Source organism: Trichococcus sp. (assembly GCF_049684335.1).
Lineage (GTDB): Bacteria > Bacillota > Bacilli > Lactobacillales > Aerococcaceae > Trichococcus.
Map to the genome: position 1 here is coordinate 1 of NZ_JBAVFV010000015.1, position 25,935 is coordinate 25,935.

The window sequence follows — 25,935 nt, forward strand, 5'->3', positions numbered from 1 at the left end:
TTTTTTGTACGGGTTCGGCAAAACACCGTTAAGAGCTTGAATTTGTGTTACCTTCAACTAAATTATAAGGGGCAACTTATTTTCTGTCATGGATTTGTTCGCGCAGCGAACTTGGAGTTTTTTGTGTGCCAGTTTCATCCGAGGCACCTTGTTATCCGCTGGAACAGTGAGAGTTGTCGGATAAACTGGGAATATCCGACATTTGGAGCGCCACCTCTCTATTTATTTGAATGTTTTGTTGCAAATGCAATAAAAATCCGTTATGCTTTATCTAAATTTCCTGAAGAAGGTAGGTGATTGGTATGGCGGAAATTCTCCGCGAAATCGGCATGATCGGCAGGGCTTTGGACTCAATCGCGAACATCGAGTTCAAGGAGTTCGACCTGACGAGGGGGCAATACTTGTACCTCATCCGCATCTGCGAAAATCCTGGCATCATCCAGGAAAAACTGGCGGACATGATCAAAGTGGACCGCACGACGGCTTCGCGCGCCATCAAAAAACTGGAAGCGAACGGCTTCATCGAAAAGAAAGCCGACTCCGCAAACAGAAAAATCAAACACATCTTCCCGACGGAAAAAGGGAACGAAATCTTCCCGAACATCCGCAGAGAAAACGAGCATTCGGAACGGGTAGCGCTGCAGGGATTTTCGGAAGAGGAAGCGACGGTTCTCAGCGGACTGCTCCAAAGGGTCAGGAAGAATGTCGAAGGCGACTGGGAATACGTGAAAAAAGGCAACAAAAGAAACTATTGAAGTAAGGATAAGGAGTGCATCATACATGGCAATCAGACTGAAAAAATGTGGCAGCGAAGATTTAGCGGATCTTCAAGCAATCGGCATCGAAACGTTCACGGACACGTTCGCTGCCCACAACACGCCGGAAGACCTGCAGGCTTACCTGGACAAGGCCTACGATCCGGAAAAGCTGAGGGAGGAACTTTCGACTGCCGGTTCGACCTTCTACTTTCTGTATGACGGGGCGAAACTTGCGGGCTACATGAAGATCAATGTCGAGGAAGCCCTGACGGAAGATATGGCTGCCGATTCGTTGGAAGTGGAGCGGATCTACATCCACCCTGATTTCAAGCGCAGAGGTCTAGGGAAATATTTGATCGACAAAGCGATCGAAAGCGCGCGCGCTCAAGCCAAGGAACTGATCTGGCTGGGGGTTTGGGAACACAATGTGAACGCCATCGCATTTTATGAAAAGATGGGCTTCATTCATACCGGTTCGCATTCGTTTTTCATGGGCGACGATGAACAGACCGACTTCATCATGACTAAGAAGCTGGGCTGACCAGCATAAAAAAACCATCGCCGGGTTGAGGGCGATGGTTTTTTGTATGCTCGTTACATTGGAGGAGTAAAGAAGAGAAAAAGAGTAAAAAGATTGTTTAATTGGCTTGAACTTATAATAGTCCTCACCTGTGAAAAAAACATGAAGAAATTCTATCTTATATTTGCTGTTTTCATGGACATGACGGATATTTTATCATCTCGGACCTTGATCCTCTTCCTTGATGATATCCACCGTAGAGAACCTGCCAGAGGATTCGATCATCTTGGAAGTGCTGATCCGCAGCTGCAGGTTGGCATCGTAGTCGAGCGCGAAGATGCAGGAATAAAGCACGTCCAGCAAGTAAACAATGGCGCTGTCGGTGGAGAAGGTAGCGATTTTTGAATAGAGTTTCTCCCTTGTGCAGATCTTGAGTACGCAATCAGCAAGCCGGGCGGTCGTGTTGTCTCCGATGTTGGTGATGGCGATGACAGGGATATTGTTCGCTTTTAAATATTGGATTGTTTCGTTCAATATCGCAGTTTCTCCGGAATAGGAGACGATGATTGCGCAAGAGGAAGGATCGGCCAGGTGCGCCTTGAAGATCGTTTCGCCCTGCAGCAAGCAGATGTCCACCCGCTTTTTGATCCGCGACATATTGTGTTGGAATTCCTGCGTAATCAACAGGTTGTTGCTGACGGCAAAAAGACTAGTATAGGAAGACTTCCGGATAATCTGGATAGCCTTCTGCAGGTCGTCATGGGTAATCAGCGACAAGGTATCGTCGATGGATTCCTTCTCCAAGGCAGCAATTTTACTTGCAATTGACATGATGGTATCATTACCTTGAAAAGGCAGATTAGCGTTTATTTCACTGAAGTGTTTTTGCAAATATTCTTCTTCTTTCAAGAAGGCTTCCTTCAAATCGCTCCAACCGCTGAAGTTCATCTTATGGGCAATCCTTACCAATGTGGAAGGAGATGTATAAGTTGCTTCGGCAATCTCTTTGGTGGTCATTTCCTGGATGGCCGCTTTTTTTTTCAATATATAGGCTACTATCTTTTGTTCGCTGTTTGAGAAATCGAAATTCTCCAGCCGTTCTCTGATAAGCATCTGCACCCTCCGCTCGTGTTTCATCTGAACCTCAAGACTATCCTATCATATTTGCGAATGTTATTTGATAATCCAGAGCAAAAAAATAGGGAATTTGTAAACGTTGTTACGGAGTGTTTGTAAGTTGTTGTTTCTGTTCTGTTATCCATTATAATCGAGTTGTATAAGAATGTAGCCACCTCACTAATCATTTGAGACGCACATCCATATCGGTAGGGGGAGAATATTAATGATAGGGTTCATCGCAGCTGTTTTAACAACGTTATCCTTCGTTCCGCAGGCGTGGCAGATCATCAAAACAAAGGATACTTCTGGCATCTCGTTGGGTATGTATGCCATGTTTGTGGTCGGCGTATTTTTGTGGTTGATCCACGGATGGAACATCCAGGATTATGCCGTCATTTCAGCGAACGGCATCACCTTGGTACTGGCTTCAATTATCTTGGTTTATAAAATCAAATATAAATAAGAGGAGAGATCATTATGGCATTGGATAAAGAGTTTTTGTGGGGTGGCGCATTAGCGGCGCATCAGTTTGAAGGAGGGGTTCTGAACACTTCCAAAGGCTTGAGCGTGGCGGACGTCATGACAGCCGGAGCGCACGGCGTTCCCCGCGTCATCACGGATGGTGTGGTCGAAGGCAATTATTACCCGAATCACGTCGGCATCGACTTCTACGGACGCTACAAAGAGGATATCGCCTTGTTCGCCGAGATGGGCTTCAAGTGTTTCCGCACATCGATTGCTTGGACGCGCATTTTTCCGAATGGCGATGAAGCGGAACCGAATGAGGAAGGGCTGCAGTTCTACGATGATGTTTTCGACGAATTATTGAAATATGGCATCGAACCTGTCATCACGCTTTCCCACTTCGAGATGCCATACCACTTGGCCAAGGAATACGGTGGTTTCATGAACCGCAAGACAATCGATTTCTTCGTAAAATTTGCGGAAGTCTGCTTCAAGCGCTACAAAGACAAAGTGAAATATTGGATGACCTTCAATGAAATCAACAACCAAATGAACTACAAGAACGATATCTTTGGCTGGACAAACTCCGGCGCGCATTTCGGCGACTACCCGAATCCGGAAGAAGCGATGTACCAATGTGGGCACTATGAATTGCTTGCCAGCGCATTGGCTGTAAAAATCGGTAAAGAGATCAACCCGGACTTCCAGATCGGAAATATGATCGCAATGGTTCCGATTTATCCGTATTCGTCTCGACCTGCTGATATGGTATTGTCCAACCAAATGATGCATGACCGCTGGTTCTTCTGCGACGTGCAATGCCGCGGCCACTATCCTGCTTACGCTTCGAAGATGTTCGAAAGAAAAGGCTTCAACCTGGACATCACCGAAGCAGACAAAAAAGCCTTGGCGGAAGGCACTGTCGACTATATCGGCTTCTCTTACTACATGAGTAATTGTGTCGATTCGACCGTAAATAAAGATGTATCGAAAGCTCTCGACGGTTCCAGCGCACATTCCGTGAAGAACCCGTTCATCGAAGAGTCCGACTGGGGCTGGGCGATTGATCCGGAAGGCTTGCGTTACACATTGAACCTGTTCTATGAGCGCTATGAAAAACCGTTGTTCATCGTTGAAAACGGCTTCGGCGCAATCGACGTCATGGAAGAGGACGGCAGCTGCCACGATCCTTACCGCATCGACTACCTCAAGACTCATATTGAAGAAATGAAAAAAGCTGTCGAAGAAGACGGTGTCGATCTGATGGGCTACACACCATGGGGTTGCATCGACTGCGTATCCTTCACGACAGGCGAAATGAAGAAACGCTACGGCTTCATCTATGTCGACCGGGACAACGAAGGCAACGGCACACTGGAAAGAAGCAAAAAAGATTCCTTCGATTGGTACAAGAAGGTTATTGCTTCCAATGGAGAAGAATTGGCTTAAATTGCATGCATGAAAAAGCTCAGCGGGGATTGATATCCCGCTGAGCTTTTTTGAGTTCGGTAATTTGTGCGTCCTGAGCGCCCTGGACAGCCCCTTCATTTCCACAAAAAAACCACCGATCATAAGAACGGTGGCTTAAAGGAGTTGTTCTTTACTTTGGAGGAGTAAAGAAGAGTAAAAAGATTGTTTGTGATTGGCCTATCTGTATAATAGTCCTGAATTGTGAAGATAATATGAAGAAATCCGTATATATTTTGGCTATTTTAGTACAGAAAAGAAAAATATTGCGACCGTTTCAACCATAAAACACTTGAAATGATATACTATTCTTATAAAATGGTAAGGAGGAAATCGAATGAAAGTAGCATTAATTGCGCATGACCGAAAAAAGGATTTGATGATTCAATTATGTACCGCCTATAAAGCGATTCTGGAAGAACATGAATTGTTTGCGACCGGAACGACCGGCACCCGCATCATGGAAGCGACTGGATTGAGTGTGCACCGTTTCAAATCAGGTCCGCTTGGAGGGGATCAACAGATCGGCGCCATGATTTCGGAAAACAAGATGGATATGGTTATCTTCCTCAGAGATCCTTTGGCCGCTATGCCGCATGAACCGGATGTAACCGCTTTGATCCGATTGAGTGATGTTTATGAAATCCCTTTGGCCACCAATATTGGCACAGCCGAAGTGCTGCTCCGCGGACTGGATGCCGGCTTTGTTGATTGGCGCGAATTCTACAATGCAGAAGGCAGCATCGATTTCGGATAAACGTGCAAAATGCTTTCTGAAAAAATTTAAAACGCGTTGCTCAGATGGAATGACCCATCTGAGCGATGCGTTTTTGTGCATTAAAAAGGCTCTTTCAAGTAGGACAACGCGTATGAAATATGCAATTCCGTCGCGATGGCCAAGCCTTTTTCATCGATGTCGAATTTCTCGTGATGATGTCCGTAGGCGGTCTCTTCGCTGCTTTGGGTGCCAATGAAGCAATAGACACCAGGCGCGACCGCCAAGTAATCCGCAAAATCGTCAGCGCCCATGCTTTTTGGGCTATCGGTGATGACATTTTCTGGACCCACGATGTTCGATGCGACCCGGATAGCATGGTTGGCTGCTTGGATGTCATTGATCAATGGGGCTGCGGCATCGTAGTTGGAGAATTCGATGGTTGTGCGGTGCGCATCGGAAACATTCCGGGCGATCCTTTCAACAGCCTCCAGCACTTGCGCGCGGACTTCATGGCTGAAAGTGCGAACGGTACCTTCGATTTCGGCCTCGTTGGCGATGATGTTGTAGTTCGTTCCGGCACGCAGCACGCCGATGCCGACGACGACTTCATCTGTCGGCTTCACTTCCCGAGAGACAATCGTCTGCAGTTCCGTTACGATGGCGGCTGCGCTGACCAAGGCATCACGCCCCAGATCCGGACGCGAGACATGTCCGCTCTTTCCGAAAACTTTGATCTTGAAGATATCGCAGGATGCATTGGAAGGGCCCGGTGTCGCGACGATTTTGCCCACGTGCGTGCCGGATTGGAGATGGATGCCGAAGACATGATCGATGCCGTCGATATAGCCGGCGCGCACGAATTGGCGGGCACCGGCGCCGATTTCTTCTGCCGGCTGGAAGGCGAACTGGATCGTTCCGGAGAATTCATCCTGATGTTCCTTCAGGACTTTCAGCGCGCCCAATAGGGAAGCCGTATGGCCATCGTGCCCGCAGGCATGGTTGAAGCCGGGATTGACGGATGCGTAGGGTTTGCCGGTCTCATCCGGCAAAGGCAACGCATCGATATCGGCCCTCAAAAGAATCGTTTTTCCCGTGCCTTTTCCGCCGATCAAGGTGGCCAAGATGCCTGTATCTCCGACATTTATGTAAGGCACGCCGATTTCTTCGACTTCTTCCTTGATGCGTTGGATCGTTTCGAATTCCTTCAGGCTCGGCTCCGGATGACGGTGAAAATGGCGGCGTAGGGCGATGATGTAGTCGTAGATATCGTTAACTTCTTCGTGGATCTGTTGTTGGGTGATTGTCATGGATGATTCCTCCTTGGATTTGTATAGGAAAGGGGCTTTGGCCAAATGGCCCAAGCCCCTCGAAAAAATTCAGCTGTTCTATATTATTTTGCTTCGTCCCAAACCGGGAATTGCGAGCCTTTTGAAGATTCCTCGATGACTTTCGCCGTGCCTTCGGATTGGTAGTATTTTACGATCGTTTGGAAGACTTCGTTGTCGACATCTTTGGAAAGTGCCGCGATGACGTTGTAATAAGGTTTTGAGTCTTCGGTTACCGGCTCAAGGAAGACGGCATCTTCGCTCGGGATGAAGCCGGCGTCCACGGCCATGCCACTGTTGATGACGGAAGCTGTCACGTCCTGCAAAGCGCGGGCGGTCTGGTTGGATTCAAGCGTCTGGAACTGCAGGTTCAATCTGTTTTCGACGACATCTTCGGTTGTCGGAACCAAACCGGCTTCAGGATCAAGGGTGATCAATCCGGCTGTCTGCAACAGAATCAAAGCACGCCCCTCGTTGGAGACGTCGTTCGGGATGGCGATGGTGTCGCCGTCCTTCAGTTCGCTGATGTCCGTGATTTTTTCGGAATAAAGTCCTAAAGGAGCCATTACAGTATAGCCGATGGTCGTCAATTCCGTTCCATGATCTTTGTTGTAGTTGTCCATGAAGATCTCTGTCTGGAAAGAACTCAGATCGATTTCACCTTCGGCCAAAGCATTGTTAGGAGTCGTGTAGTCGGTGAATTTGACCATTTCGACTTCGATATTCTCTTTTTCTTTCAGCTCTTCGATGACGTAATCCCAAGGCTCGTTAACTTCGCCGACGACACCCAATGTGACTTTGACGGGCTCAGTCGCTTCGGCAGAGGTCACGTCGCTGGATGAGGAATCGGAGGCTGCGCTGCCGCAAGCGGCAAGGAAAAGGCTGGCTGAAAGGGTCAAGGTTGCTAGAAATGTCTTATTTTTCATTAGTAATGGGCTCCTTTGTATATAAAGATAGCATCAAGAGCGGCGCGAAAGAAACGCACAGGCTTGATGCTACTCGTAAATTTAGTATGTTTTCAGGCTGTTGAAGATGAAGAAAGGCGATCGCTTAGTCCCAAGCAGGGATATCTGTGTTAGCAGTTGTTTCTGCGATCAAAGCTTTTGTTTCTTCTGTTTGGTATGCAGCTACAACTTTTTTGTAGACTTCATTGTCGACGTCCTCTGCACGGGCAGCCACAACGTTTTTGTAGATGTCCAAGACATTTTGGATGTTGTCTGTATCCAGGTAAAGGGCATCTTCAGTCGGTACAAGTCCCGCATCGACGGCAAAGTTGGTGTTGATGACTGCAGCGCCTGCATCTTCAAGCGAACGCGGCAATTGTGCAGCATCCAATTCTTCGATGTTCAGGTTCTTAGGATTTTCGATGATATCACTTACGGTTGGTGTTGTGCCTGTTGCGTTGTCCAAAGTGATCAAGTCGATGGCTTGCAATAGCAACAAAGCGCGCCCGCCGTTGGTTACGTCATTAGGGATAGCAATCGTGTCGCCGTCTTTAATTTCGCTGTAATCTGTATAATTGTTAGAGTAGATTCCCAATGGAGACACAAAAGTGAATCCGATTGGCGTCAAGTCTGCGTCGTTGTTTGCGTTGTAGTTTTCCAGGAAGGCTACGTGCTGGAAGGCATTCAAATCGAGTTCACCGTTATCCAACGCGATGTTCGGTTGGTTGTAGTCAGTGAATTTGACGATTTCAAGATTGATGTTCTCGTCTTCCAGACGATTTGCGACGGCTTCCCAGATTTCGACTGCGGATTCGCTGACCAGACCGATTTTGACTGTAGTTGGTTCTGTTGCAACTGTGCTGCTTGACTCCGCAGCAGATGAATCTGCTGTTGTTCCGCCGTTTCCGCATGCTGCCAGGAATAATGAAGCTGTAAGGACTAGGCCACCAAATAATTTACTCTTTTTCATAATGTATTTCCTCCGATTGTTGTTTTTTTATTTTTACATCACGTCTGCAAACGTGATTTTTGTAAACAAGTTAATGGGTCTTACTGTTCCCAAGCGGGTACGTCGTTGCCTTCTGTGACATCATCCAGGATTGCTGCTGTTTCGGATGTTTGGTATTCCGCAACAACTTGTTTGTAGGTTTCGTTGTCTACATCTGCGGAACGTGCCGCTACAACGTTTTTGTAGACGTCCGCAACGCTTGCAATGTTGTCAGTATCAAGGAATAAGGCGTCTTCTTTAGGATTCAGGTCTGCATCAGTAGCATAGTTCGTGTTGATGATCGCTGCGTCCACATCAGGAAGGGAGCGTGCGACTTGTGCAGCATCCAATTCTTCAAAGCTGATGTTCTTCGGGTTTTCTGTGATGTCGCTGACTGTCGGTGTTGTTCCTTTTGCTTCGTCGACTTTGATCAGGCCGATTGCTTGCAACAATAAGAGTGCGCGTCCGCCGTTTGTCACATCGTTAGGGATGGCGATTTTAGCTCCATCGGCGATGTCCGCATAGTCCGTAACTTTTTCGGAATACAAACCAAGTGGAGAAACATAAGTGAAGCCGATAGGAGTCAAATCAGACTTGTTATTGGCGTTGAAATCTTCAAGATAAGCAACGTGCTGGAATGCGTTCAGGTCGATGTCTCCATTCTCCAACGCGACGTTAGGTTGTACATAGTCGGTGAATTGGACGATTTCCAATTCGATCCCTTTTGCGTCCAAACGGCTGGCTACATCTTCCCAGACTTCAACTTCGACTTCGCTGACTACGCCGATTTTCACTGTTTCGTTATCTGAAGAAGCCGTGTCCGCTGCTGAGTCCGTGTTCGAATCGCTGCTTCCGCAAGCTGCTAAAAATAAGGTAAGTGCTGCAACACCTGAGAATAATACGTTTTTCTTTTTCATGATTTGTTTCCTCCGATTTTTGTTTTATTTTAGTGACTTACTTTTTTGACCAAGGCATTTCCGATGGCTTGGCTGATGAATACGATGATCAGGATGATGATGGTTGCGACCAAAGTCACGTCGTTCTGGAATCGGTTGTAGCCGCGGGTGATGGCCAGGTTACCCAAGCCGCCTCCGCCGATGGCTCCAGCCATTGCTGTCAACCCGATCAGGTTGATGATCGTTACGGATGACACGCGGATGATGCCGGCCAAGCCTTCCTTCAGGTAGACCCGGAAGATGATTTCACCAGGGCTGGCACCCATTGATTGGGCCGCCTCGATGACGCCGGGATCGACTTCAACTAATGCGTTTTGGATCTGACGGGCATAGAAGGGAACCGTCGCTACCACAAGTGGTACGATCGATGCGGTCGTTCCGATCGAAGTGCCGACCACAAAACGCGTGAACGGTACGATCAGTGCCATCAGGATGATGAAAGGCAGCGACCGGAAGATGTTGACCAGCTTATCCAGAACGTTGTACAGGTGTTTGTTCTCCAGGATGCCGCCATCTTCTGTGACCAGTAAGATGACGCCTAGGATGACGCCAAGCCCACCTGCAATCAGTCCGGCAATGAGTGTCATGTATAAGGTCTCCCATGTGCTCAGGAGAACTTCATCCCAAATCTCAGAGACGTTAGGGAGAAAGGTTGTTATGAATGTGTTCATTCTTCGTCTCCTCCTCTATTTTTCTTTTCGGCGATGATTTCAGCGGTGATGATTTCTACCGTAACACCAGTATCCTGCAGATAGCGGACGGATTTCGCGATTGCTTCAGGTGTTCCGCTCAGGACGAGGAGCAGGGTGCCGACTGGCGTGTCCTGCAGAATCTCAACGTTTCCGAAGAGGATGTTGCCTTGGACATTGAATGTATTGGCCAGTTTGGCGATGAGCGGCTCGCCTGTGGAACCGCCGACGAATGAAAGCTTCGTCAGCACATCATGCTCGTTCAGGTTCAGGATGGTCGGGTGGGTGATGACCGTCTCGATGCCATGTTCGACATGTGTTGCAGTATCGATGAAGTCCTTCGTCAATTGGTTCTGCGGCTTCGTGAAGATATCCAGGATCGAACCATATTCGATCACACCGCCGTCTTCCATTACAGCCACCTTGTTGCAGATTTCCTTCACGACTTGCATCTCATGGGTGATGATGACGATCGTCAAGTTCAATCTTTTGTTCAGCTCTTTCAATAGTGCAAGTATCGAAGAAGTCGTCTTCGGATCCAAAGCGCTGGTCGCTTCGTCGCAAAGCAGCACTTCCGGGTCATTCGCCAAAGCGCGGGCGATTGCCACACGTTGTTTTTGCCCGCCTGATAATTGGGAAGGGTAAGCTTTGGCTTTTTCGGACAACCCGACCAAGGAAAGAAGTTCCGTTACCTTGTCGTGGATTTCCTGTTTATTTAAGGAAGAATTCTTTAAGGGGAATGCGACGTTTTCGTGAATGGTGCGGGAGTGCATCAGATTGAAATGCTGGAAAATCATCCCGATTTTTTTGCGCGAGTCACGCAAGTCCCTGTCATTCAATGCCATCATGTCTTTTCCGCTCACGATGACTTTTCCTTCGGTCGGACGCTGCAGAAGATTGATGGTCCTTACTAATGTACTTTTGCCTGCGCCGCTGTAGCCGACGATACCATAGACGTCGCCTTTATCGACTTCCAGCGAAACATGCTGTACGGCATGGATGGCTTTGTTTTTGTCAGTTTTAAAAGTCACTGAGATATCCTGTAGACTGATCATGTATCTTTCCTCCTCTAATAAAAAAAGCATCCATCCTACATCAAAAAAATATGACGTTAAGGACGAATGCGGACGCTTCGTGTTACCACCTTTGTTCGAATCCTCCTCGCGGCAGGATTCCTCCAGGAGTGAAGACCTGCTTCACTCGTGCACGATAAAGGGTGCTCCCTTGAGGAATTTGCTGACATGTCAGCTCACTCCTCCCGCTCCGAGGCCATCTTCAAAACCGATCCGTATACCTGTTCTCATCCTGCCAGGCTCGCTGTGATACGTTCCGATTCTTACTTTCCTCTTCGTTGCGTTTAAATTATATCATAGAAACAAAAAAACTCCCGCCTTATCTGCTGCATATTCTATGCGCAAGATAAGGACGAGAGGTCAAAGTTCGATCTCGTGTTACCACCTTAGTTCACGAAAGCATCGCTGCATCCGCCTTAGCCAGTGCGCCTGCAAAATGCTGCAAGTCATACTGTGACACTGTAACGGGCGCTCCCGTCCTGTCTTAAGAAGTTACTCTTCGGACAAGCCACTCTGAGACCATCTTCAACCAACACTTCCTTGCTTGTTTTCACCTGACCAAGCTCTCTAATAAAGGAGTGGAATGATTTACTCTTCTCTTCGCTGTGTTTTTGATGTGATTAATATACCGAATCCCGCTTTCTTTGTCAACAGATAAGATTAAAAAGAAACGGAAAAATTTTGTTTTTTCTCATTTTGAAAAAGGGAAAACGCTCTCTTGAAACGGATGAGGCTATGGCACGCTTGACTTATGGACAGAATAGTCGTATTCTGATTAATATTAAAATTATGTGAGAAAAAGAATATAGTCTATATAAAAGCATGCGCCGAGGGTTTCTGGCGGTGATGCACACTTGGATGGAGGATGTACTACATGGCTTTGACAACGAATGAACTATTTTCCCGCATCAAACCTTCGCAGATCCGCGAATTTGATGAATTATTCCGCAGTGTGGAAGACTGCATCCCGATGACGATCGGGGAACCGGATTTTGACATGCCCGAAAACGTCAAGCAAGCTGCCATCAAGGCGATAGAAGAGAATGCTTCCCATTATGCGCATACTTCCGGCGAAATCGGCGTCCGTGAAGCAGTCAGCGCATTCCTGGAAAAGCAATATGATCTGCACTACGATCCCGAAACGGAGATCGTGATGACGGTGGGTGCCACTGAAGGGCTATTTGCCGCGGCTTTCGGCTTGTTGAACCCTGGCGATCAGGTCATTATCCCGTCGCCGTTCTTTCCATTGTACAGCTATGCGGTGGAACTTAATCGCGGTGAATGCATCCTCGTCGATACTTCCGATACCGGCTTTTTGATGACGCCGGAGCTGCTGCACAAGACGATGGCCGAAAATGAAAATGTAAAAGCGATTTTTTTGAACTATCCAAGCAATCCGACAGGCGCTACCTATACAAAAGCAGAACTGACAGCTTTGGCCGACGCAATCAAGCAGTACGACATTTTTGTGCTGAGTGATGAAATCTACAGCGAAATCACCTACGGGGAAAAGCATACATCGATCGCGACTTTGCTGCGCGACCGCACGATCTTGTTCCAAGGCGCTTCGAAAGCATTTGCGATGACAGGCTGGCGTGTCGGTGTGCTCGCAGCGGATGCGAAATGGATGAAGACTTTGTTCTTGGCCCATCAGCAATTGGTGACGACCGGCGTAACGGTTTCCAACCGTGCAGCTGAAGAGGCGTTCCGCAACAGCGCGCCGGATGTCGAAAAGATGCGTTCCGAATATGAAAAAAGAAGAAACATCCTCGTTCCTGCCTTACAAGAAGCCGGCTTTGAGGTTCCCGCACTGAAAGGTGCCTTCTATGCTTTTGCGAAGATTCCAGCGAAGTTCGGTACGGACGATAAGGCTTTCTGCCGTGAAATCGGCATGAACGCCAAAGTTGGCATGCTGCCTGGATCGATCTTCGGACCCGGCGGAGAAGGCTATGTCCGCATGAGCTATGCGTTGAGCACGGACATGGTCGCTGAGGCGGCCGAACGCCTGAAGACTTACATCGCCTCCAAATAGAGGTGCAATCCGCAGGGATACTTGTTAAAATGAAACTGAGTTGAAACCATAAAGCGAAAAGAGGGAAATGAAGATGCCATATGTTCACATCGAATTGCTGGAAGGCAGAACCGACGAGCAGAAACAAGGGCTGATGCGCGATGTCGTGGACGCCGTCGTAAAAAATGCCAACGTATCGAAGGAAAGCGTACACGTGATCCTGAATGAGATTTCGAAACAACATTTGACCAAAAACGGCGAATTCATAGGCGAAAAAGCTTAAGGATTTAATTAAATAAGCCAAGACCGGGATGGAAAGTCCGGCCTTGGCTTATTTTTTTCGTAATCGATTTGCTACAGAAACCATATGTCGCCGATGATCAGACGGATCCAACTCATGGGTGTGGCCCCCTTTCACAGAACAGGCAAGCTTGCGACCGGATACAATGACTACAAAAACAGCTATTTTTCGTAAAAGGTACTTTTGATATAGAGAAGCAGGAAGATGGCCAAGAGGACAACGATATTCAGTACCATCCCCAAACTTGGTGGAAGTACTTGGATAAGCAAGGCCAGCACGATCAGATTCAAGGCATCGATGCCAAGGAAAGTCCAATGTTGCGTGGATTCCATGCAGTTGCTGGAAATAAACAAGCTACCGCTGCATATGCCGATTGTAAGCCACCAGTTTGTAGGTACTTCCGGATACCGGACCATTCCGATTAGGCAAACGGAACCCAATATATAAGCACATAAGTTGCATCTTTTTGGATTCATGAACTTTCCCCCCTTCCTAGAAAAAAATAATCATTTCGGGAATTGTCAGGACAGTCTTCCCATGGTTGCTTTCATTTTAATACAGATGGTTCGCCCTTCTGCAAAATATTCCTATACGCATAAAAGAGCAATCAGCTGTTTGATTGCTCTTTCAGGAGGTTATATTCATTTTCGAGGTTGACTTTGAAATCCGGGTCATCCGCTACTTCAATTAAACGGAATGCTTGGTCAATCAGCAGTTGGCCTTCGGGATTTCCCGTCTTCGCTAAGGAAAGGCCTTTTCTGAGGTAACAGACGGACAAATGCCGGTAAGAGCCTGCTTCCTTTGCAGCCGGGATCAGTTCATCGATGCGCATGATCGTCTCTGTGTAACGTCCGTTCTTCAAAAGCAACAGACACAAGTTGTGGCGCAACGAGACAGCGATTTTGCCTGCGAAGGGATGATTGACGTATTTTTGAACCTGGGCCAATGCGGTCCCGGAAATCAGGATGGCTTCGTCGATAGGGAACAGGAACAGCATTGCATTGATCATCCTTAATTCCACCAGATACCAGCCATCAAGCTTCTCGAGCCTTTCCCAAACAGGGCGAACATGTTTACGGGCGTCTACAATATCTCCGGTTATTGCCAGAATGATCAGCGCATCCGTCAGATGAACGATGTCGGTGATGATGTAATCAGTGTGCATGTCCAGATACTTCAGGGCTTTCTCCCGAATTTCTTGCAAGAGAGGGACATCGTTGAAGGATAGGTTCATGAAAGCCGTCAGCAGTTGTTCCTTTTCGGAATGATTGTAATCGTTCATGATGTACTGGAGCTCTTCATCGGACATGTCCAGCCTGCTCAAAAGATGCCGATAGTTGCCCAGCGTCGGCTCGATCAGATCCCTTTCGATCTTGGAATAGGTAGATTGATGGATCTTATTTTCGGCCATATATTGTTGGGAATACTGTTTGTTTTTTCTTATCCTTAGGAGGGTTTTGCCGAACCCTGCCGAATGATTGTCCATATCATGCACCTGCTTCACGCGTGATTAAAATAATTGGGCTGTCTCAATGAGACAGCCCAGGTTGTGGTTGGGTGGTATTATTTTCTGGCCTGTGAGGTTCGAATTCGCTGCGGAATTCCCCGCCAAACTGGTTTTGACGGGTTATTTCAGCATAAATTCAATCCCAAAAAGCCCCGTGCATATCTTTTTCCGGGTTATTTATTCAGGTAGGTCCGGATTGCGTGCGCTACGCCGCTTTCAGCGTTGGATGTGGTGACGAAATCTGCAGCTTCCTTCACTTTATCGACGGCATTGCCCATTGCGACGCCGACGCCTGCATATTCGATCATGCTCAGGTCGTTCTCATTGTCGCCGATGGCCATGATATTTTCTGCATCAATGTTCAACAATGCGGCCAATTCGACCAAAGCGCTGGCTTTACCGGCATCTTTGTTCAGCACTTCCAGGAAATGCGGTTCGCTGCGGACAATAACATAGTCTTCATGGAACTGCGCTGGGATAGCTGGGATCATTTTTTCCAACAGCTCAGGCTGGTCGATGAACATGATTTTCGTGAACAGTTTATCTTCCGGCAATTCAGCCAATGAGCGATAGCGGATCGGCATCGTCGTAATGAAAGACTCGCGTGTTGTGAAAATGCTGATGTCTTTGTTTGCGGTGTAGATGGCTTCATTGTCGATCCCGTGCGTATGCACGTTGAACTTGTCGGCCAATTCGTTGATTCTGACGAAGTCGCTGTAATCCAATGTGTGCGAAACGAGCACTTCATTTGTTGCGGTGGACAGCACCAACGAGCCGTTGTAGGTGATGACGTAATCTTCGTCCTGATCCAATTCCAATTCTTTGATGTAGCGTTTCACGCCCGGGAACGGTCTGCCGGTGCAGAGTACGATTTTGACGCCTTTTTCACGCGCTTCCGTAATGGCTGCCTTTACATCCGGGGTGATTTTGAACTCCGGGTCTACCAATGTGCCGTCGATGTCGATGGCGATTAATTTGATGTTCATAGTGTGCCTCCTGTTTGTTGGGTTGGTAAAATTTCATCGTTCTCGAAAAAGGTTGAAAATTCCTGCGACAGGGACTCGAACAGATTGATGCCCGCCTCCTCGTCGCTGTGGGTAATTTCGCGCGGGAAGTAGAAACGTTCATCCCCGCGGACCTTGCCCGTCAAAGCCGATACGATCGAGCTTGCTTGCGATAGCTCCAGGAAACTGCCGTTTTTCTGGACAAGTTCAATCTGGGTCCGGGTTGTGGCCTGGTACGGCCGGTACAGATCATAAGGTAGGTCATAACTGTTGTTTACAGCGGTGTAGTAGTCCCTGTTGAAGCCCATGCGCTCAATGAGTGCACTCATGCGTTCCAGTGTAGCATCATCGCGTCCTTTTGTGTAGCGGACCGATTTGAAAGGGTGACGGTTGACGAAACGATGGGCCAAGTCGTTCAGAATAGGATCCTTTTCGTCGAGCCAATGGTTGAAGTAGGTCGTCAGGACGCCATCATCCAAACGCAGGTAATCTTTCAGCGTCCAAGTCTGCTTGAAGAACGGCGTCAGGAATGTAGCTGTATGCCGGAATTCGGTTTTTTCATCCAAATAGACATCCTTTGCGCGCTTCAACAGATGGCTGAGAACGACCTCCATGCCGCGGGAAACCGGATGGAAATAGATCTGCATATACATCTGATAGCGGCTGACGATATAATCCTCCACCGCATGCATGCCGGAAATGTCAAAGGCGATGCCGTTCTCGTAAGGCCTGATCACACGCAAAATCCTGGTCAGATCGAAATTGCCGTAAGTGACGCCGGAATAATAGGCGTCGCGCAGCAGGTAATCCATCCTGTCCGCATCGATTTGGCTGGAAATCAGTTGCACCACCTGCGGATTATCGTAGGTTTTGGCGATGACGGCGGCCACTTGATTCGGGAAATCAGGTCCGATCTGCTGCAGGATTCGATTGATTTCGGTATCCGGTGAGGTGATGATCTCGATTGTGATGGCTTCATGGTCCGTATCGAATATTTTTTCGAAGGTATGCGAGAACGGACCGTGGCCGATGTCGTGCAATAAAGCAGCGCAAAGCGTCACGAGCCTTTCCCCATCATCCCAAAGGCCGTCCCCAGGCTCTTTGCTGGGGTAATTCCGGACGAATTTATCGCAGATCCGGCGGGCGATTTCGTAAACCCCCAGAGAATGATTGAAGCGGGAGTGTTCGGCGCCGTGGAAAGTATAGGAAGCAGTCCCTAATTGCTTGATCCGGCGCAAACGCTGGAATTCGGGTGTATTGATCAGGTCCATGATGATCCGGTACTGGATATGGATGTAGTCATGGACAGGGTCACGAAATACTTTTTCTTTCGGCAATAATTCCGCGGTATAGTGTGTACTCAAATCGCATCGCCTCTTTCTGTCATTCCGTTTAGGACTGCTGTTCCTGATTGACTTGTTCATTGCGTTTCTTCATTTTCGCATAAGCTGTTTCATACTCTGACATCAGACGCTCCGTGTATTCTCCTGGCAAGAGCGTATTGCCGTTGTTGGTGAAGACGGATAGGATCCGTTCCTTCACATCGGCTACCGTCAACGGTTTATCCAGTAACTCCGCCAAGTTCGCCATGGAAGCGGGATTGACGGCCGGGAAATGCCAACGGGTCTCTTCGCCTTGCAGGCTTTCTGCGTAGAAGCGGCGGATCATTTCCCCGCGTTGCTGCTGATTGCCGGTCACGCTCATGTAGATCATGATGGCCACACCGTTTTTGAAACGGCGCTGCGCGATGCCTGCGAATTTTTTTCCGTTGATGCTCAGGTCGAAATCGCCCGGGCAATAGGAGTCGCTGATTTCGAAGGCTTCGATCGTTTGTTCGGAATCGGAAAAAGTCTGCTCAACCAGTTCCTTCATGAGGACATACCCGTCATTGATCGTGAGTTTGGCATTCTCGGTTTCCGGAAGCACCAAGGAGAAATTCAGAATCCCCTCATCGGCAACGACGGCCAATCCGCCGGCGTTGCGGACGACGATACCGGTCGGGACGCTCCGCAAGTAACGTAAGCCGTCCTCCAGATGGGGCAGGCGCGTGTCCATCATGCCGAGGATGACCAGTTTTTCCATCGGCCAAAAATGCAGAGCTGCCGGAGCTTCAGCGTTCCCGACCAACCGTATCAAAGCATCGCCCATCGCGAAGTGCGAAAGGGCATCGGTACCGAATGTTCCATGTGAAGTATCGTAGATATGATAAATGTTGTTTTTTAAATGGTTTGTCATAATCGTTTCCTATCTTTGTGGCTGTTTCTGCTCCCATTATAGCAAAGTTCAGGAAAGATTTGAGGGTGAATTGCAGTGAAAGGCAGGATTTCTTCGCATTTTGGAAAATCAGCCCGCAAATGATTGACCAGCACTCATTTTTACCGATATACTGTATTTGAAAAACTCGTGCGGCCGCAAGGCTTCAGCACGATGGTCAATGAGGTGGAAAAGCTTGTCTTTAAAAGAAGGAATGCCCATCGAGTTCCAATTGGAAACGCTGGTGAAGCAAGAAGGGGAGCAGGAAAGCTTCCTATATGAAGGAATGGGTCAAATTGTGGAAATGGGCAACTGGCTCTATCTGCGCTATATCGAAGCCGAAACAGCTGTCCCGGTCACGTTCAAACTGTCCCGTGAAGGCAAGATGACGATCATCCGCAGAATGGAACAGACGAGCCGCATGACCTTCGATGCAGAAGGAAAAGGCATGGCCATGCTCCCGACGCCGGCCGGACTGATGGAAATCGAAACAATCACCCATGAAATGTTGTTGGAGTTCAAGGAAAAGCCGTTTGCCGGAAAAGTCACCTTGCATTACGAACTCCAAATGAACGAACAAAAATTGGGAGATTATCGAATTGAATTGCAATTTACCACCTGAGTATTGTATGATTAAGAGTAAACTTTTGAAAGGACGTGACACCATTGAAATTGAAGCAATTAGATGGTACTAGCAAAAACGAATTGTCAATGATAGAAGTTGCACACGCAATTTTCGAAGAAAACGGTGACGTACTGGACTTTAACCAATTATTGGTTCAGATACAGGACTATCTTGAAATGTCGGAAGAAGAATTGGAAGGCAAGATGACACGTTTCTACACTGACTTGAACATTGATGGCAGCTTTATTTCTTTAGGAGAAAATCGTTGGGGATTGCGTTCATGGTATCCAATTGATTCAATCGATGAAGAGATTCTTTCCAGTATCGATGAGGATGAAGTCAAAGTCCGCCGCAAGAAACGCAAGAAGCTGAATGCATTCGCTACATCAGAAGATGATGATGATGTAATCGATTATAATGATGACGATCCGGAAGATATCGATGTTGCTGACGAAGATGAAGATATCGATGTGGATGAGGACGAAGTTGATGATGTTGATGCTGTGGATATCACGGATGACGATGATGACATCACGAGTGGTATCGAAGAAGATTTGACCTTGATCATTGAAGAGGAAGATCTTGAAGAGGAAGAAGAGTTCGAAGAGGAAGAAGAGTTCGTTGCGGAAGAAAAGGACGAAGAGAAATAATCATTTCCTCCGGTGCCCAATTCTTTCTTGACACCTTATGCAATTGGAGGTATTATCTTCATTGGGCTCCCAAAAAAGCAATTCTTTTTTGGAAAGCATACGTTGAATTTTTACGGCTCCCTGTTCTTAAGAACAGGGAGCTTTATTTTGTTTATTGCAGCGTTGGAGAATCCTTCGGACATAATTTTGCACATTTTAAAACAGGGGGAAGAAAAAAATGACTAAGTATATTTTTGTAACAGGCGGGGTAGTATCTTCAATCGGTAAAGGTATCGTTGCGGCGTCTTTAGGACGTTTGCTGAAAAACCGTGGATTGAAGATCACAATCCAAAAATTCGACCCTTACATCAATGTGGATCCAGGCACGATGAGTCCTTACCAACACGGGGAAGTATTCGTCACTGACGACGGCACCGAAACCGATTTGGACTTAGGCCACTATGAACGTTTCATAGACATCAACCTGAATCAATATTCAAATGTGACGACCGGAAAGGTTTATTCCGAAGTCATCCGCAAAGAACGCAAAGGGGACTATCTAGGGGCCACTGTCCAAGTCATCCCGCACATCACGAATGAAATCAAGGAAAAGATCATGCGAGCCGGTGAAACGACCGATTCGGACATCGTCATCACTGAAGTAGGTGGAACCGTTGGGGATATCGAATCCTTGCCATTCCTGGAAGCCTTGCGTCAAATGCGTATGGAAGTAGGCGCTGAAAATGTGCTGTACATCCACACGACCTTGATTCCTTATTTGCGCGCAGCCGGCGAATTGAAGACAAAACCAACGCAACATAGCGTTAAAGAATTACGCAGTTTGGGTATCCAACCGAATATCTTGGTTGTTCGTACAGAAATGCCATTGCCGCAACATATCAAAAACAAATTGGCATCCTTCTGTGATGTGAAACCCGAAGCGGTCATCGAATCCCGCGACGTAGAGACATTGTACGAAATTCCTTTGATGCTCCAAGAACAGAACATGGACCAAATCGTCTGCGATTATCTTGGCCTGTCCGATTTGCCGCCAGCCGATATGACGGATTGGAAAGCTTTGGTAGAAAAAGTTCAAAGTCTCGAAAAAACAACTAAAATCGCTCTTGTCGGAAAATATGTGGAACTGCAGGATGCGTATTTATCTGTAGCGGAAGCATTGAAACACGCCGGTTATGCGCACAATACCGAAATCGATATCCAATGGATCAACGCGGAAGAAGTGACTACTGCGAACGCGCAAGAGCAGTTGGCTTCTGCGGATGGTATCCTTGTTCCGGGTGGATTCGGAGACCGCGGTATCGAAGGCAAGATTGTTGCCATCCAATACGCACGCGAAAATAATGTGCCGTTTTTCGGTATCTGTCTCGGCATGCAATTGGCTTGTGTGGAGTTTGCCCGCAATGTTGTTGGTTTGGAAGACGCGGATTCAGCGGAAACCAATCCGGAATGCAAAAATAACATCATCGATCTGATGCCGGACCAAGAAAACATCGATGAGATGGGCGGCACGTTGCGTTTAGGTCTGTATCCTTGCGAGTTGAAGGAAGGCACATTGGCTAAGAAACTCTACCACAACGCCGATATGGTCCAAGAGCGTCATCGCCATCGTTATGAATTCAACAATGCTTACCGTGATATCTTGGCTGAAAAAGGCATGATCTTCTCAGGCGTATCCCCTGATCAACGCTTGGTGGAAATTGTGGAATTGAAAAACCATCCATTCTATATTGCTGCCCAGTTCCATCCTGAGTTCATTTCACGCCCGAACAGACCGCAGCCGATCTTTGACGGCTTCATCGCGGCATCTTTGGAAAATGCAGGCAAATAAGCGGGACATTCCGCTCCCGATTTGACTGATATTGTATTTTAATGAGCAGGTTTGACTGAAAAGGTAGTAAATATTTTCATTTTCTGCTAAAATAGGTGTGTTGTAAGAAATATAGACCAATGGATTCCAAGGAGGCAACAAGAATGAGTCGTTTAGTAAGTATGACAGATATGTTAAACAAAGCGTTAGAAGGAAAGTATGCCGTAGGACAATTCAACATCAACAACCTTGAGTGGACGCAAGCTGTATTACAAGCTGCACAAGAAGAAAAATCTCCAGTTATTTTAGGTGTTTCTGAAGGCGCAGCAAAATACATGGGTGGACATTTAGTTGTTGCAGCTATGACTAATGCTTTATTAGAAACTATGGACATCACTGTTCCTGTAGCATTGCATCTAGACCACGGTACAAGCTTTGAAAGCTGCAAATCCGCTATCGATGCTGGTTACTCATCTGTAATGATCGACAAATCACATTTCCCTATTGATGAAAACATTGCGCAAACTAAATTAGTAGTTGAGTACGCTCACGCTAAAGGCGCTTCTGTAGAAGCTGAAATCGGAACTGTTGGCGGAACTGAAGACGGAATCACTGGCGGAATCCAATACGCTGATCCAGCTGAATGCCTACGTTTGACTACTGAAACAGCTATCGATGCATTGGCTGCTGCGTTAGGTTCTGTACACGGACCTTACTCCGGCGAACCAGTACTTGGTTTCGACGAAATGAAAGAAATCTCTGAATTGACTCACAAACCATTAGTATTGCACGGCGGTTCAGGAATTCCGGAACACCAAGTCAAAAAAGCTATCGAGTTCGGACATTCAAAAATCAATGTGAACACTGAATGCCAACAAGTCTTTACAGCTGCTGTAAGAGAAAAATTAGCTACAGACGCTAACGTTTACGATCCTCGTAAAGTTATCGGACCTGGTAAAGAAGCAATCGTTGCTGTCGTTAAAGAAAGAATGCAAGTTTTCGGTTCAAGCAACAAAGCTTAATGTAATCAAACGATCTTCGAGGAGGTCTGGGACCTATGTTCCGGATCTCCTTTTTTGTTCTTATTTTTTCCTCAATGCTCTTGTTTTATCCGAACGAAACAAATCATTCTTTTCACTTGCAGTTACAACTGGTTTTCCATATATTCCTGAGTTTGTGTTAACATAAGACCATAAGGTACGGACAGCTTTCTTCAGTTGAATCGTGATTGAGGCCTACTAGCCATCTTTTTGCGTTGTTCGGCCGTATCAAATTGAGGAATATAGCGGAAAGCAGACGTTTGCATAAAAAAACTAGTAATAGACCCTGTATTTTTGTTAGAATTGTAAATGATCAACCAACAATCGAATAAAACTAAAAATAATGGCATTTCGGTATCGTTGCGCCGTTTTTCCTGATACAGACAATCAGTGCGAACGATTCCATTTATTTCCGGACGATTTGTCGTTCGGCAACTACACATGAAGCGAGGCTTTTTTATGAAAAAATTAGTTATAGAGGGGAATAAACCGTTGAACGGTGAAATTACCATCAGCGGAGCGAAAAACAGTACAGTTGCGCTGATCCCGGCTGCCATTTTGGCGGACTCCCCAGTCATCTTGGAAGGCATCCCCAACATTCAGGATGTGCACTCTCTGATTGATATCCTTAAGGACTTCAACGTAGAAGTGTCTTTTGATGAGGATGAGGGTATCATCATAATCGATCCAACCAACATGATTTCCATTCCGATGCCTACTGGAAAAATCAAAAGCTTACGTGCTTCGTATTATTTCATGGGAGCCATCCTTTCAAAATTTGGTGAAGGCGTTATCGGTATGCCTGGAGGCTGTTTCCTGGGCCCGAGACCGATCGATCAGCACATCAAAGGTTTTGAGGCGTTGGGCGCGACAGTGCGCAATGAAATGGGCGCCATCTATCTGACTACACCGGAAGAGGGTCTGAAGGGCGAGCGCATCTATCTTGACGTAGTTTCGATCGGAGCGACGATTAACATCATCTTGGCGGCGGTCAAAGCTAAAGGAAAAACTATCATTGAGAATGTGGCAAAAGAGCCGGAAATCATAGATGTTTGTATCCTATTGAACAACATGGGAGCGAAAATCCGCGGAGCCGGGACGGACATCATCCGGATCGAAGGTGTTGAAACTTTACATGGCTGCAGACACACTGTGATACCTGATCGCATCGAAGCAGGGACCTATCTGGCCGCTGCCGCTGCAATGGGTGAGCGTGTGCTGGTGAAAAATGTCATCGTCGAGCATATTGAAAGCCTGATTGCAAAAATGGAAGAGATGGGCGTACAGATGGAAATCGGTGAGGACAGCATTCTGGTCAAAAAATCCGAGAACCTGAAGATGGTCCATATCAAGACATTGCCTTACCCTGGGTTTGCGACGGACTTGCAACAACCACTGACTCCTCTGTTGTTGAAAGCGAGCGGTGACGGCACCATCGTCGACACCATTTATCCGAAGCGCGTCAATCATATTCCGGAACTCCGCAGGATGGGGGCGAAGGCCAAGGTGGAAAGTGACATGATCTTCATGCAAGGGCCAAATAAATTGACCGGTGCGGAAGTTACAGCCAGTGATTTGCGTGCTGGAGCCTGTCTAGTCATTGCGGGATTGATGGCGGAAGGCACAACCACAATTTCCGGTATTGAAAATATCCTGCGCGGGTATGATCATATCGTCGAAAAATTGACTGCTTTGGGCGCAGATATCAAAATGATCGAAGACGAAGAATAAACTTCTTCGCGCAACACGATAATAAGGAGCACCTTCAAAGCAGTAACCAACTTTGAAGGTGTTTTGAATATCTTATATATTACATTTGCTGAAAATAAGCATCATCAGAATCATAAGAGAGGAAGGTGGAACTGTTTGGAAGATATGCTTACCTTGCATGAGTTGGAAAGTAAGACTCTGAAAGAAATATACACCTATGCCAGAGAACTGAAGATCCCCTACTACAGCCAAATGAACAAAAAAGAGTTGTCATTGGCGGTCATCCGTGCCCAAGAGGAAAAACAAGGGTTCTTTATGACTGAGGGCATTTTGGATATCGTTGCTCAGGAAGGATTCGGGTTTTTGAGGCCGATCAACTATTCGCCGAGTCAAGAAGACATTTACATATCGACGTCGCAAATCAGACGCTTCGATCTGCGTAATGGGGACAAAGTGGCCGGAAAAGCCAGACCTCCGAAAGCATCCGAACGTTATTACGGTCTGATGCAAGTCAGCACGGTGAACGGAAAACGTCCTGATCAAGCCAAAGAGCGCTCGCACTTCCCTGGGCTGACGCCCATTTATCCGAACCATCAGATGAAATTGGAAAATACCCGGACAAACGTAACCGCTCGAATGGTCGATCTGTTCTCGCCAATCGGCTTCGGTCAACGTGGGATGATCGTTGCGCCTCCGAAAGCAGGGAAAACGACTTTGCTGAAAGAAATCGCGAACGGCATCACCACTAATCATCCCGATGTCGAACTGATCATGCTGCTCATCGATGAGCGTCCGGAAGAAGTGACGGATATCGAGCGCAGTGTGAAGGGTGATGTGGTTTCCTCAACTTTTGACCAACAACCGGCAAACCATGTTCGGGTGGCGGAACTCGTCCTGGAAAGAGCCATGCGCCTTGTCGAAGACAAATGCGATGTGGTCATCTTGATGGATAGCCTGACGCGTTTGGCCCGCGCCTATAACTTGGTCATACCGCCAAGCGGCAGGACCTTGAGTGGAGGGATTGATCCGGCAGCCTTTTATCGCCCGAAACGTTTCTTTGGTGCAGCCCGGAATATCGAGGATGGCGGCAGTCTGACGATCATCGCAACCGCGCTTGTCGATACCGGCAGCCGGATGGATGAAGTCATCTATGAAGAATTCAAGGGAACAGGGAACATGGAGCTTGTGCTTTCCCGTGAATTGGCGGAGCGACGCATCTTTCCTGCTATTGATATCAAAAAATCGGGCACCCGCAGAGAAGACCTCCTCTTGGATGCGAAAACGATGGAGAGTATTTACAAAGTCCGACGCGGCATGCGCGGGGATGCTTTGGAATATACCGAGAGCTTCCTGAAACAGATGAACACAACCGAAAATAATGAAGCTTTGCTGACCCGGATTGCATTGATGAAATAAAAGCTTGCCGGACGGCTTGTAAGCAAATCATGAGCATTTTTTACAGCTTCCCGGTATAGTGGAACTATCAAAACGCAAACACTGGAGGTTTTCAAATGCTTTTCAATAAAGGAAATTACGAAGAAGACACAAACGAATTCATAGAAATCACGGCTGAAGAGTTTGAAGAAAAACTGGCTGCCGGCGAAAAAGCGGTCGTTTATCTCGGGAAAGCCGTTTGCCCGTATTGCCGGAAATTTGTCCCTAAATTAGACAAAGTCCGCAAAGAAAAGAACCTGATGATCCATTATCTGGACAGTCTGAACACACCGACAGATCCTGCAATCCAAAATCTGCGCGACAGAATGGGCGTTCGCACGGTGCCTGCTCTTGTGAGGATCGATGGTCCGGGCCAATTCACGAATCTGAATGCCGACAGCAGCCTTTCGGAAGAAGAGATTGCAGTGATTCTGGATAAATAATTGAAAGATACGTTTTTGTCTGCACTGACTGCAAGGGGAAAACGTGTTTTTTAAATTTGTCGTTGCATTCTTGCTGTTTGCGTGGTATCCTTTTAACGTTAAAAAGGATTACCCTGCGGTAGGCCTTT

At 47.2% G+C, this 25,935-nt stretch carries 26 protein-coding genes and 1 other annotated feature; of the genes, 14 read left to right on the top strand and 12 right to left on the bottom strand.

The features are described from left to right. The first annotated feature begins 302 nt into the window (after positions 1-302). Together WBM30_RS03855 and WBM30_RS03860 are read left to right on the top strand one after the other, a co-directional pair. A complete protein-coding gene (locus WBM30_RS03855) occupies positions 303-755 on the top strand; it encodes a MarR family winged helix-turn-helix transcriptional regulator (protein ID WP_424899467.1) in 453 nt (150 codons plus the stop codon). Between the two features lie 25 nt (positions 756-780). Beyond that, on the top strand, positions 781-1,299 hold the full coding sequence (locus WBM30_RS03860; RefSeq protein ID WP_424899468.1) for a GNAT family N-acetyltransferase: 519 nt from the start codon (positions 781-783) through the stop codon (positions 1,297-1,299). Positions 1,300-1,494: 195 nt separating this feature from the next. On the opposite strand, the gene WBM30_RS03865 is transcribed toward WBM30_RS03860, so the two are convergent. Next, complete coding sequence (locus tag WBM30_RS03865) at positions 1,495-2,391, bottom strand: MurR/RpiR family transcriptional regulator (RefSeq protein ID WP_424899469.1); 897 nt, start codon at positions 2,389-2,391, stop codon at positions 1,495-1,497. Positions 2,392-2,620: 229 nt separating this feature from the next. Between WBM30_RS03865 and WBM30_RS03870 the strand changes: the two genes are divergently transcribed. The 3 genes from WBM30_RS03870 to mgsA all read left to right on the top strand — a co-directional run bounded on the left by WBM30_RS03870 (position 2,621) and on the right by mgsA (position 5,086). Continuing rightward, entirely contained in the window at positions 2,621-2,860 is a 240-nt protein-coding gene (locus WBM30_RS03870; protein WP_086986978.1) for a SemiSWEET transporter, read from the top strand. A gap of 14 nt (positions 2,861-2,874) precedes the next feature. Further along, entirely contained in the window at positions 2,875-4,311 is a 1,437-nt protein-coding gene (locus tag WBM30_RS03875; protein WP_424899470.1) for a 6-phospho-beta-glucosidase, read from the top strand. Positions 4,312-4,666: 355 nt separating this feature from the next. After that, the gene (mgsA, locus tag WBM30_RS03880; protein ID WP_086628999.1) at positions 4,667-5,086 is read left to right on the top strand and encodes a methylglyoxal synthase; all 420 of its coding nucleotides are present in this window, start codon (positions 4,667-4,669) and stop codon (positions 5,084-5,086) included. A gap of 80 nt (positions 5,087-5,166) precedes the next feature. On the opposite strand, the gene WBM30_RS03885 is transcribed toward mgsA, so the two are convergent. The 6 genes from WBM30_RS03885 to WBM30_RS03910 form a co-directional block, all read right to left on the bottom strand. Next, a complete protein-coding gene (locus tag WBM30_RS03885; RefSeq protein ID WP_424899471.1) occupies positions 5,167-6,354 on the bottom strand; it encodes an amidohydrolase in 1,188 nt (395 codons plus the stop codon). An 83-nt stretch (positions 6,355-6,437) separates the two neighbouring features. Continuing rightward, complete coding sequence (locus WBM30_RS03890) at positions 6,438-7,298, bottom strand: MetQ/NlpA family ABC transporter substrate-binding protein (RefSeq protein ID WP_424899472.1); 861 nt, start codon at positions 7,296-7,298, stop codon at positions 6,438-6,440. 124 nt (positions 7,299-7,422) lie between these two features. Further along, positions 7,423-8,286, bottom strand: coding sequence for a MetQ/NlpA family ABC transporter substrate-binding protein (locus WBM30_RS03895; protein WP_424899473.1), 864 nt, complete (start codon positions 8,284-8,286; stop codon positions 7,423-7,425). Positions 8,287-8,366: 80 nt separating this feature from the next. After that, positions 8,367-9,221: a MetQ/NlpA family ABC transporter substrate-binding protein gene (locus WBM30_RS03900; protein WP_086986988.1), complete on the bottom strand. Its 855-nt coding sequence runs from the start codon at positions 9,219-9,221 to the stop codon at positions 8,367-8,369. Positions 9,222-9,250: 29 nt separating this feature from the next. Further along, positions 9,251-9,931 carry a methionine ABC transporter permease gene (locus WBM30_RS03905; protein WP_424899474.1) on the bottom strand — a complete coding sequence of 227 codons (681 nt, stop codon included), beginning with the start codon at positions 9,929-9,931 and terminating at the stop codon, positions 9,251-9,253. After that, positions 9,928-11,004 (bottom strand): methionine ABC transporter ATP-binding protein, encoded by a 1,077-nt coding sequence (locus WBM30_RS03910; RefSeq protein WP_424899475.1) that lies wholly within the window; start codon positions 11,002-11,004, stop codon positions 9,928-9,930. The genes WBM30_RS03905 and WBM30_RS03910 overlap by 4 nt, the downstream gene beginning before the upstream one ends. A 363-nt stretch (positions 11,005-11,367) precedes the next feature. Next, positions 11,368-11,635: a binding site (T-box leader), on the bottom strand. A 261-nt stretch (positions 11,636-11,896) separates the two neighbouring features. Here WBM30_RS03910 and WBM30_RS03915 point away from each other — a divergent pair. Continuing rightward, on the top strand, positions 11,897-13,054 hold the full coding sequence (locus tag WBM30_RS03915) for an aminotransferase class I/II-fold pyridoxal phosphate-dependent enzyme (RefSeq protein ID WP_424899476.1): 1,158 nt from the start codon (positions 11,897-11,899) through the stop codon (positions 13,052-13,054). A 67-nt stretch (positions 13,055-13,121) separates the two neighbouring features. Continuing rightward, positions 13,122-13,316 carry a 2-hydroxymuconate tautomerase gene (locus tag WBM30_RS03920; protein WP_424899477.1) on the top strand — a complete coding sequence of 65 codons (195 nt, stop codon included), beginning with the start codon at positions 13,122-13,124 and terminating at the stop codon, positions 13,314-13,316. Positions 13,317-13,495: 179 nt separating this feature from the next. Here the strand turns inward: WBM30_RS03920 and WBM30_RS03925 are convergent, their stop codons facing one another. The 5 genes from WBM30_RS03925 to WBM30_RS03945 form a co-directional block, all read right to left on the bottom strand. Further along, positions 13,496-13,810 (bottom strand): hypothetical protein, encoded by a 315-nt coding sequence (locus tag WBM30_RS03925; protein WP_424899478.1) that lies wholly within the window; start codon positions 13,808-13,810, stop codon positions 13,496-13,498. Positions 13,811-13,941: 131 nt separating this feature from the next. After that, entirely contained in the window at positions 13,942-14,820 is an 879-nt protein-coding gene (locus WBM30_RS03930; protein WP_424899479.1) for a helix-turn-helix domain-containing protein, read from the bottom strand. A gap of 194 nt (positions 14,821-15,014) precedes the next feature. After that, entirely contained in the window at positions 15,015-15,827 is an 813-nt protein-coding gene (gene yidA, locus WBM30_RS03935) for a sugar-phosphatase (RefSeq protein ID WP_424899480.1), read from the bottom strand. After that, the gene (locus WBM30_RS03940) at positions 15,824-17,209 is read right to left on the bottom strand and encodes an HD domain-containing protein (RefSeq protein ID WP_424899481.1); all 1,386 of its coding nucleotides are present in this window, start codon (positions 17,207-17,209) and stop codon (positions 15,824-15,826) included. The genes yidA and WBM30_RS03940 overlap by 4 nt, the downstream gene beginning before the upstream one ends. A gap of 28 nt (positions 17,210-17,237) precedes the next feature. Then, entirely contained in the window at positions 17,238-18,080 is an 843-nt protein-coding gene (locus WBM30_RS03945; protein WP_424899482.1) for a lipoate--protein ligase family protein, read from the bottom strand. 214 nt (positions 18,081-18,294) lie between these two features. Here WBM30_RS03945 and WBM30_RS03950 point away from each other — a divergent pair, with 214 nt between their 5' ends. The 7 genes from WBM30_RS03950 to traF all read left to right on the top strand — a co-directional run bounded on the left by WBM30_RS03950 (position 18,295) and on the right by traF (position 25,807). Then, the gene (locus WBM30_RS03950) at positions 18,295-18,720 is read left to right on the top strand and encodes a DUF1934 domain-containing protein (protein ID WP_424899483.1); all 426 of its coding nucleotides are present in this window, start codon (positions 18,295-18,297) and stop codon (positions 18,718-18,720) included. Between the two features lie 44 nt (positions 18,721-18,764). Next, complete coding sequence (gene rpoE, locus WBM30_RS03955; protein WP_086986998.1) at positions 18,765-19,373, top strand: DNA-directed RNA polymerase subunit delta; 609 nt, start codon at positions 18,765-18,767, stop codon at positions 19,371-19,373. 217 nt (positions 19,374-19,590) lie between these two features. Beyond that, entirely contained in the window at positions 19,591-21,201 is a 1,611-nt protein-coding gene (locus WBM30_RS03960; protein WP_424899484.1) for a CTP synthase, read from the top strand. 143 nt (positions 21,202-21,344) lie between these two features. Then, positions 21,345-22,202, top strand: a complete 858-nt coding sequence (gene fba / locus WBM30_RS03965) for a class II fructose-1,6-bisphosphate aldolase (protein ID WP_424899485.1) — start codon at positions 21,345-21,347, stop codon at positions 22,200-22,202. Between the two features lie 477 nt (positions 22,203-22,679). Then, positions 22,680-23,951 (top strand): UDP-N-acetylglucosamine 1-carboxyvinyltransferase, encoded by a 1,272-nt coding sequence (locus tag WBM30_RS03970; protein ID WP_424899486.1) that lies wholly within the window; start codon positions 22,680-22,682, stop codon positions 23,949-23,951. Between the two features lie 135 nt (positions 23,952-24,086). After that, the gene (rho, locus tag WBM30_RS03975; RefSeq protein ID WP_424899487.1) at positions 24,087-25,346 is read left to right on the top strand and encodes a transcription termination factor Rho; all 1,260 of its coding nucleotides are present in this window, start codon (positions 24,087-24,089) and stop codon (positions 25,344-25,346) included. 95 nt (positions 25,347-25,441) lie between these two features. Further along, complete coding sequence (gene traF, locus WBM30_RS03980) at positions 25,442-25,807, top strand: conjugal transfer protein TraF (protein ID WP_424899488.1); 366 nt, start codon at positions 25,442-25,444, stop codon at positions 25,805-25,807. Positions 25,808-25,935 lie beyond the last annotated feature (128 nt).